At 72.5% G+C, this 8,419-nt stretch carries 12 protein-coding genes and 1 pseudogene; all 13 read left to right on the top strand.

Annotated elements, in window-relative coordinates:
• Positions 1-580: DUF402 domain-containing protein (locus E1258_RS26945; protein WP_132406047.1), on the top strand; the 580-nt coding region annotated here is incomplete at its 5' end.
• A gap of 215 nt (positions 581-795) precedes the next feature.
• Complete coding sequence (locus E1258_RS26940; RefSeq protein ID WP_243715714.1) at positions 796-1,032, top strand: hypothetical protein; 237 nt, start codon at positions 796-798, stop codon at positions 1,030-1,032.
• Between the two features lie 24 nt (positions 1,033-1,056).
• The gene (locus tag E1258_RS26935) at positions 1,057-2,028 is read left to right on the top strand and encodes a hypothetical protein (RefSeq protein WP_132406043.1); all 972 of its coding nucleotides are present in this window, start codon (positions 1,057-1,059) and stop codon (positions 2,026-2,028) included.
• 317 nt (positions 2,029-2,345) lie between these two features.
• Entirely contained in the window at positions 2,346-2,822 is a 477-nt protein-coding gene (gene rpsP, locus E1258_RS26930; protein WP_132406041.1) for a 30S ribosomal protein S16, read from the top strand.
• Position 2,823: 1 nt separating this feature from the next.
• A complete protein-coding gene (locus E1258_RS26925; RefSeq protein WP_036374728.1) occupies positions 2,824-3,057 on the top strand; it encodes an RNA-binding protein in 234 nt (77 codons plus the stop codon).
• Positions 3,057-3,614, top strand: coding sequence for a ribosome maturation factor RimM (rimM, locus tag E1258_RS26920; RefSeq protein ID WP_132406039.1), 558 nt, complete (start codon positions 3,057-3,059; stop codon positions 3,612-3,614). The genes E1258_RS26925 and rimM overlap by 1 nt, the downstream gene beginning before the upstream one ends.
• 18 nt (positions 3,615-3,632) lie before the next feature.
• Positions 3,633-4,421: a tRNA (guanosine(37)-N1)-methyltransferase TrmD gene (gene trmD, locus E1258_RS26915; protein WP_132406037.1), complete on the top strand. Its 789-nt coding sequence runs from the start codon at positions 3,633-3,635 to the stop codon at positions 4,419-4,421.
• 140 nt (positions 4,422-4,561) lie between these two features.
• The gene (rplS, locus tag E1258_RS26910) at positions 4,562-4,918 is read left to right on the top strand and encodes a 50S ribosomal protein L19 (RefSeq protein ID WP_007075217.1); all 357 of its coding nucleotides are present in this window, start codon (positions 4,562-4,564) and stop codon (positions 4,916-4,918) included.
• Positions 4,919-5,110: 192 nt separating this feature from the next.
• Positions 5,111-5,982 (top strand): annotated as a pseudogene (gene lepB / locus E1258_RS26905) (signal peptidase I).
• A gap of 9 nt (positions 5,983-5,991) precedes the next feature.
• Positions 5,992-6,627 carry a signal peptidase I gene (gene lepB / locus E1258_RS26900; protein ID WP_132406033.1) on the top strand — a complete coding sequence of 212 codons (636 nt, stop codon included), beginning with the start codon at positions 5,992-5,994 and terminating at the stop codon, positions 6,625-6,627.
• Between the two features lie 71 nt (positions 6,628-6,698).
• A complete protein-coding gene (locus E1258_RS26895) occupies positions 6,699-7,280 on the top strand; it encodes an NUDIX hydrolase (RefSeq protein WP_132406031.1) in 582 nt (193 codons plus the stop codon).
• A complete protein-coding gene (locus E1258_RS26890) occupies positions 7,274-8,086 on the top strand; it encodes a ribonuclease HII (RefSeq protein WP_132406029.1) in 813 nt (270 codons plus the stop codon). Before E1258_RS26895 ends, E1258_RS26890 begins: the two co-directional genes overlap by 7 nt.
• On the top strand, positions 8,083-8,406 hold the full coding sequence (locus E1258_RS26885; protein WP_007075222.1) for a DUF2469 domain-containing protein: 324 nt from the start codon (positions 8,083-8,085) through the stop codon (positions 8,404-8,406). The genes E1258_RS26890 and E1258_RS26885 overlap by 4 nt, the downstream gene beginning before the upstream one ends.
• The last annotated feature ends 13 nt before the right edge of the window (positions 8,407-8,419 follow it).

Below are 8,419 nucleotides of genomic sequence, written 5' to 3'. Positions count from 1 at the left end.
GGCGGGGCGGGTGGTCAGCGACGACGAGCGCGGCCTGCTGGTCTACATCGCCCGCAACTCGCCCGGGGCCCACGAGGTGACCGAGGCCGGGCTCACCATGCGGGCGGTGCCGTTCACCGAGTGGATCACGTCGTCGTACCGGCTGGCCCTGGGCCGCTGGGACGGGCCGGCGCTGCTGAAGTTCCTGCCCGTGGGCGAGGCCCACTCCGTCTGGTGGTTCTCCGACGCCGACGGCCGGTTCAGCCACTGGTACGTCAACCTCGAGGAACCCGGCGTGCGCTGGGACGACGGCGACGTGGCCGGGGTGGACATCGTCGACCAGGACCTCGACGTGGTGATCCGACCGGACCGGAGCTGGCAGTGGAAGGACGAGGAGGAGTTCGCCGAGCGGCTGGCCTTCCCCGCCGACTACTGGGTGACCGACGAGGCCGCGGTCCGGGCCGAGGGGAAGCGGGTGATCGCCCGGGCCGAGGCCGGCGATTTCCCGTTCGACGGCACCTGGTGCGACTTCGTTCCGCCGCCCGGGTGGGACGTGCCCGAGGCGCTGCCACCGGGCTGGGACCGCCCGCCCGCCCGCTGAACGGGACGCCGCCCGCCCGCTGAACGGGACGCCGCCCGTTCGTCACCTTCCGTGTCGAGGCGCTGACAGTTGCTGGTGAAGGCGCAGCTCAGCCGCGTACCGTCGGGGTCAGGTCACCTTCGCTTGGAGGCCGCCATGGCCGACCGGCTCGATATCCGCACCCCGGGCCCCGCGTGTCGCCGACGCCGCGCGGTCGGCTCCCGGCGGTGGTCGCGGTGACCGGGGCCGGATCACTCGACGCGGCCCGGCGGGTGCTCGCGGCGCGGCGGGCCGACATCGTCCGGCGGTACTCCGCCTCGGGCACCGGGATCGGCCGACCCGACCCGACCGGCCCCTACGTCATCACCGTCTACGTCACCGATCCGGCCCTGGTGCCCAACGGGCCGGAGCGCGTCGACGGGGTCCACCTGCACTTCGTGCTGACCGGGCCGTTCCGCGCCGGCCCGCGCTGAGTGCCACCAGCCAGGAGGCGGATCATGACCGACCCGACCGATGTCAAAGCCCGCGCGCTGCACTGGTCGGCCCGCCGGGGGCCGCTGGCCGGGCTGCTCGCCGACCGCAACGTCACCGGCCTGGCCTACGGCCGCCGCGCGGTGGCCGGCCGCCGCACCGAGGAGCCGGCGGTCGTCGTGTACGTGGTGCGCAAGGTGCCGGCGGGGTTCCTGCCGCAGAGCCGGCTGCTGCCCCGCCGGCTCGCCGTCGGCGGCGACTCGGTCGAGGTCGACGTGGTGGAGACCGGCCCGTTCTTCGCGCAGGCGTTCACCGGCCGGGAGCGCCCGGTGCCCGCCGGGGTGAGCGTCGGGCACGTCGACGTCACCGCCGGCACGCTCGGCTCGCTGGTCACCGACAACACTGACGGCGCGTGGTGCCTGCTGAGCAACAACCACGTGCTGGCGAACGTCGACGCCGGCCGGGTCGGCGACGCGATCGTGCAGCCCGGGCCGTACGACGGGGGAGCGTCCCCGGCCGACACGATCGCCACCCTGCGGCGGTTCGTGCCGCTGGAGGCGGCCGGCAACACCGTCGACGGCGCGATCGCCCAGGTGCTCTCCCGCGACGACGTGGTGGACCGGGTGAAGGCCGACCTCGTCCCGGTCGCCACCGCCGACCATCCGGCGGTCGGCCTGCTCTTCGCCGGCTCCTGCAACCGGACGCTGCTGAACCCGATCGACGAGGTGCTGCGCCGGCTCGACGTGACGCTGCCCGCAGGCCCCGGGGCCACGGCCGGGGTGGACCTCGGCAGCCATGTGGAGAAGGTCGGACGCACCACCGAGTACACCACCGCCACCGTGCTGGAGATCGACGTCACGGTGCACGTCGACTACGGCCCGGGCCACGGCGTGCTCGGCTTCGACGGGCAGATCGCCACGGCATACCTCTCCGAGGGTGGGGACTCGGGATCGCTGGTCTGCCTGGGCGGCACCGGCGGCGCGGAGGACCACTGCTGACCCCGCCGCCGGCCGCCGACTGCCCACCGCCGCCAGGACCGCCCGCCCGCCGCCGCCGGCCGGCAAGAACCGGATTAAATGGTACGAAGTGCACGTTAGGCTGGCGGGGTCGGGCGATCCGGCCGGCCGATGTGAGGAATCCGGGCTCGATCTGGCAGAATGGTCCGCTGGTATCCGGCGCGCGTCCGGCGCCCTCTACCCCGGGCGCGTCGCCAGTCCACCGAGTAGTCTCCGGCCCAACCCCACTGTGCCGGTCGGCGCTCACCCGTGCACCGCCCGGACCGGGCCGGTGAGATCGCAACAGGAGCGAAACAACTGTGGCCGTAAAGATCCGGCTCCTGCGGATGGGCAAGATCCGCAACCCGCAGTACCGCATCGTCATCGCCGACTCGCGCTCCAAGCGTGACGGTCGCGCGATCGAGTTCGTCGGTGTGTACCAGCCGAAGGAGGACCCTTCGGTGATCGAGGTCAAGTCGGAGCGGGTCCAGTACTGGCTGTCCGTCGGCGCGCAGCCGAGCGAAGCCGTGCAGCGCCTGCTGGAGCTGACCGGTGACTGGCAGAAGTTCAAGGGCCTGCCGGCGCCGCCGCCGCTGAAGGTCGCCGCCGAGCGGGCCGACCGCAGGGCGGCGTACGAGGCCGAGGCGAAGGCCGCCGCCGGCCTGGCCGACGCCCCGGCTAAGCCGGCCAAGAAGGCTGCCAAGGCCGAGGCCGAGGCGCCGAAGGCCGAGGCGCCGAAGGTCGAGGCGGCGAAGGCCGAGGAGCAGCCCGCCGCGGGCGCTGGCGAGCAGGCCTGACATGGCCCTGCGTCCGGCGCTTGAGCACCTGGTCAAGGGCATCGTCGACCACCCGGACGACGTCCGGGTCCGGCTGGTCGACAACCGTCGGGGCAAGCGGCTGGAAGTCCGCGTGCACCCGGAGGACCTCGGCACGGTGATCGGGCGGTCCGGCCGGACCGCCAAGGCGTTGCGCCAGGTGATCGGTTCCATCGGCGGGCGCGGCGTGCGCGTCGACATCGTCGACTCGTACTGATGCGGCTCATCGTCGGCAGGATCGGCAAGCCGCACGGCATCCGCGGTGAGGTCACCGTCGAGGTGCGCACCGACGAGCCCGAGGCACGCTTCGCGCCCGGCTCGGTACTCGCTACCGAGCCGGGCGCGGTGCCGCCGGCCAATCCCGCTCCCGGCCCCGGTGTGCCATTCCGGGTCCCGGCCGAGCTGACCGTGGAGTCCGCCCGCTGGCACCAGGGGCGGCTACTGGTCGTCTTCGACGGAATCCTGGAGCGGGACGTCGCCGAGGCGCTGCGCGGCACCCTGCTCGGGGTGGACAGCGCCGACGTGGCCCCGCCGGAGGACCCGGAGGAGTTCCACGATCACCAGCTCGTCGGGCTGGCCGTGGTCACCCCGGCAGGCGAGCACCTCGGCGAGGTGGTCAAGATCGACCACGCGCCCGCGTCCGACCTGCTGGTGCTGCGCCGCCCCGAGGGGCGCACCGCGCTGATCCCGTTCGTCAAGGCGATCGTCCCCGAGGTCGACCTCGCCGGCGGGCGCATCGTCGTGGACCCGCCCAGCGGTCTGCTCGACCTCTAGGTCCTGGAGTACCTGCGCATGCGCGTCGACGTCGTGTCGATCTTCCCTGAGTACCTCGCCCCGCTCGACCTGTCGTTGGTTGGCAAGGCCCGGGCCAACGGGACGCTGCGGCTGGCCGTGCACGACCTGCGGGGCTGGACCCACGACGTGCACCGCACGGTCGACGACACGCCGTACGGCGGCGGGCCCGGCATGGTGATGCGGCCCGAACCGTGGGGAGAGGCGCTCGACGCCCTCGCCCCGGCCGAACTGGCCCCGGACGGCGTCACGCTGCCCCGATTGCTGGTGCCGTCCCCGGCCGGTGAGCCGTTCACCCAGGCCATGGCGCACGAGCTTGCCGCCGAGTCGCACCTGGTCTTCGCCTGTGGCCGGTACGAGGGCATCGACCAGCGGGTGCTCGACCACGCCGCGACCCGGATGCGGGTGACCGAGGTCTCCCTCGGCGACTACGTGCTCTTCGGCGGCGAGGTGGCCGTGCTGGTGATCCTGGAGGCGGTCACCCGGCTGCTGCCCGGGGTGCTCGGCAACGCCGGCTCGCTGGACGAGGAGTCGCACGCCCACGGGCTGCTGGAGGCGCCGATGTACACCAAGCCGGCGACCTGGCGCGGCCACGAGGTGCCGGAGGTGCTCCGCTCCGGCGACCACGGCCGGATCGCCCGCTGGCGGCGCGACGAGGCGCTGGTGCGCACCGCCACCCGCCGGCCCGACCTGCTCGCCGCGCTCGACCCGGCGAGCCTGGACAAGCGGGACAGGTCGGCCCTGGACCGGGCCGGATTTCCGCCGCCTGCGGGGGATGTGGCAAAGTAGGGAGGTTGCCGCATCCGCCTGCGCCGTGGGCAGATGCGAGGATCCTCGACCGGGGCCGCCCGCGGTCACCACCCGGGGATCAGAATCACCCATTCGCGCACCGACTGACGGTGCGCCGTGAGCCTCACGAGGACGCAGCGATGAACATCCTGGACGCCCTTGACGCCCAGTCGAAGCGGGTCGACATCCCCGAATTCCGCGCCGGTGACACCGTCAAGGTGCACGCGCGGGTTGTCGAGGGCAACCGGTCCCGGGTCCAGATCTTCCAGGGCGTCGTCATCCGCCGCCAGGGCGACGGCCTGCGCGAGACCTTCTCGGTCCGCAAGGTCAGCTTCGGCGTGGGTGTCGAGCGGACCTACCCGGTGAACAGCCCGGCGATCGACCGGATCGAGATCGTGACCCGGGGTGCCGTGCGTCGGGCCAAGCTCTACTACCTGCGCGAGCTGCGGGGCAAGAAGGCCAAGATCAAGGAGCGCCGCGAGAAGCAGCCGAGCTGACTTCCTGCTCGCCACGCCGCCTGAGCTGCGCTGATGTCGTAAGGGCCGACCCCGGTTACGCTGGTCGTACGGGCGCAGGCGGGCATCGATGCGTGCGGCGTCAGCCGCGGTCGCGGATCGTCCCACTACCGCCCGTGGGGCCTCGACGAGGCTCCCGGGCGGTAGTGGCGTTCCTGTGAACCGGGGAGTGGCATGGTGCGGACGCTTGACGAGGGCAGCGAGGTCGATCCTTGGCGCCGGCGGGACCGGCGTGCCCGCCGGCAGATGCCGCTGTGGCAGGAGTTGCCGCTGCTGCTGATCGTGGCCTTCTGCCTGGCGGTGCTGATCCGCACCTTCCTGCTCCAGGCGTTCTTCATCCCCTCCGGCTCCATGGAGGACACGCTGCTCATCGGCGACCGGGTGCTGGTCAACAAGGTCGTCTACGACGTACGGGACCCGCAGCGCGGCGAGGTGGTGGTCTTCCGGGGCACCGACAAGTGGGTCGCCCAGGAGGTCCAGGAGCCCGAGCCCGGGATCGTCGGCAAGTTCGGCCGCACCATCGGTGACCTGGTCGGGGTGAGCCGCCCCGGCGAGAAGGACTTCATCAAGCGGGTGATCGGCCTACCCGGGGACCGGGTGCGCTGCTGCGACGCGCAGGGCCGGGTCACCGTCAACGACGTACCGCTCGACGAGCCGTACGTTGTCCGGGACTCGCCGCTGGACCTGCCGCCGAACCCCCGCGAATGCCGGTCGCGACGCTTCGACGAGGTGGTGGTCCCGCCTGGTCAGATCTTCGTGATGGGCGACCACCGGCTCGTCTCCCAGGACGCCCGCTGCCAGGGTCCGGTGCCGATCGACAACGTCGTCGGCCGGGCGTTCGCGGTGGTCTGGCCGTCGTCGCGGTGGGCGTCGCTGCCGGTGCCGCAGACCTTCGCCACGGTCACCAGGCCCGCCACGACGGCCGGGGAGTCACCGGCCCCGGTGCGGCCCACCGGCACTGGCGGTGTGCTGCTGCTCGTCCCCGTCTCGGCTGCGCTGTCCGTTCTCGCGCGTTCCAGACGGCCGGCCCGCTTCCGGCGACGTAGGCTCCACCCGTGATTGACGAGCAGACCGACAAAAAGAGCGGCTCCTTCTGGAAGGAGCTGCCCATCCTCCTGGGCGTGGCGATCCTGGTCGCGGTGCTGGTACGGGCCTTCGTGCTGCAGACCTTCTACATCCCGTCACCGTCCATGGAGAACACTCTCGAAATCAACGATCGGGTGCTGGTCAACAAGCTGGTGTACGACTTCCGGTCGCCGCACCGCGGCGAGGTGGTGGTGTTCAAGGCGCCCACCGAGTGGAGCGGCAACCCCGACGGCGAGGACTTCATCAAGCGGGTGATCGGTGTCGGCGGCGACCACGTGGTCTGCTGCGACCCGCAGGAGCGGCTGGTGATCAACGGCAAGCCGATCGACGAGCCGTACATCTTCTCCGCAAACGGCCAGCATGACAAGGCGGCCGACCAGGAGTTCGACATCACCGTGCCGCAGGGGCGGCTGTGGGTGATGGGCGACCACCGCTCGGCGTCCGGCGACTCGCTGGAACACTGGCAGCAGTCCGGGCAGAACATCGACAGCGCCACCATCCCCGAGGACCAGGTGGTCGGGCGCGCGTTCACCGTCTTCTGGCCCGTGGACCGGGCCACGTGGCTCACCGTGCCGAGGTCGTTCGACGGCGTCCCGAACCCCTGATCCGCCCGCCAGACCCCAGCGGCTCCCGGGTGGGCATGGGCGTCGGGGGCCGCGTCTGGCAGGCTGGGACGGTGACGGTCTATACCCCCCGGCGCGCGGCGCGCGTGCTGCTCGTCGACGCCGCCGACCGGGTGCTGCTCCTCGTCGGTCACGACCCGGCGCGGCCCGACCACCAGTACTGGTTCACCCCCGGCGGCGGGCTGGAGCCGGGGGAGCCCCCGGCGGCCGGTGCCGCCCGGGAGTTGGCCGAGGAGACGGGCCTGCTGCTGACCCCGGCCGAGCTGGGCGAGCCCGTGTCGTGGGAGCGGGTCCGGTTCCCGTTCGACGGCGTCCACTACGAGCAGGATCAGCAGTTCTTCCTGGTCCGGGTGGCCGAGTGGGAGGTGGACACCGCGGGCTTCGACGACGTCGAGCGGGGCTGCATCACCGGGCACCGCTGGTGGCCGCTCGACGAACTGGCCAGCACTGCCGAGCGCTACTACCCGGCCGACCTGCCGGCGCTGCTGCGCCGGGTGCTTGCCGCGCCCCCCGAGGCGCCGGCCCCACCGGCCCGGGCGACCGACCCCGCCGGGTCCGTGTCCACCGCCGACCCCGCATCCGGCCCCGCCGGGTCCGCCGGGGTCGGGTCCATCGCCGGGGGTGCGCCGTGCTGACCCCGCCGCGCACGGTGGTGCGCCGCGAGGCCGGGCTGTACGCGCTGGAGCGTGCCCTGCAACGCCGTGGCTTCCGGCACGTGGCCGGTGCCGACGAGGCCGGGCGGGGCGCCTGCGCCGGCCCGCTCGTCGCCGCCGCGGCGGTGCTGCCCGAGGGGCGGCGCGGCGAGATCGACGGGCTGGCCGACTCCAAGCTGCTCACCCCCATAAGCCGGGAGCGCGTCTACGACCAGGTGGTCGCCCGCGCTCTGGCGTACGCGGTGGTGGTGATCCCTGCCGACGAGGTCGACGCCCGGGGCCTGCACGTGTGCAACCTCGCCGCGATGCGCCGGGCGCTGGCCTCGCTGACCACCCGCCCGGACTACGTGCTGACCGACGGCTTCGGCGTCGATGGCCTGGACGTGCCGGGGCTGGCGGTGTGGAAGGGCGACCGGGTGGCGGCCTGCGTCGCGGCGGCCAGCGTGCTCGCCAAGGTCACCCGGGACCGGATCATGGTCGAGCTGGACGCGTCGTTCCCCGGCTACGGCTTCGCCGAGCACAAGGGCTACATCACGGCGGAGCACACCGCGGCCCTGCGGGAGCACGGCCCGTGCCTGGAGCATCGATTTTCGTACGTCAACGTGGCCACCGTCTCGGGCCTGGACGGGCGGCCACCCAGATCCCGCCGACCGGTGGGTGCGAGGCCGGTCGAGCCGATGGAGCGCTTCGGCGCGTCAGGGGGTACCGTCGGCGTGGCGTTGGGCGAGCAGCCCCGACCTCCCGCGCCGGTGGGGGAAGATGTGGTCATGGAAGGCGGAGTGCGATGAGCGCGGAAGATCTCGAGAAGTACGAGACCGAGATGGAACTCCAGCTCTACCGGGAGTACCGCGACATTGTCCGCCAGTTCTCGTACGTGGTGGAGACAGAACGACGCTTCTACCTGGCCAACCAGGTGGACCTGCACGTGCGCAACTCCGACGGCGAAGTCTACTTCGAGGTCGAGATGCACGACGCCTGGGTGTGGGACATGTACCGTCCGGCCCGGTTCGTCAAGAACGTCCGGGTGATGACGTTCAAGGACGTCAACGTCGAGGAGCTCGAGAAGCCCGACATCTCCCTGCCGGCCGACTCCGGATTCGGCGGCTGACGGCCCCCTCCCC

Origin of the sequence: Micromonospora sp. KC207 (assembly GCF_004348615.1) — a bacterium.
Taxonomy (GTDB): domain Bacteria; phylum Actinomycetota; class Actinomycetes; order Mycobacteriales; family Micromonosporaceae; genus Micromonospora.
This window is presented reverse-complemented; position numbering and strand designations above follow the sequence as displayed.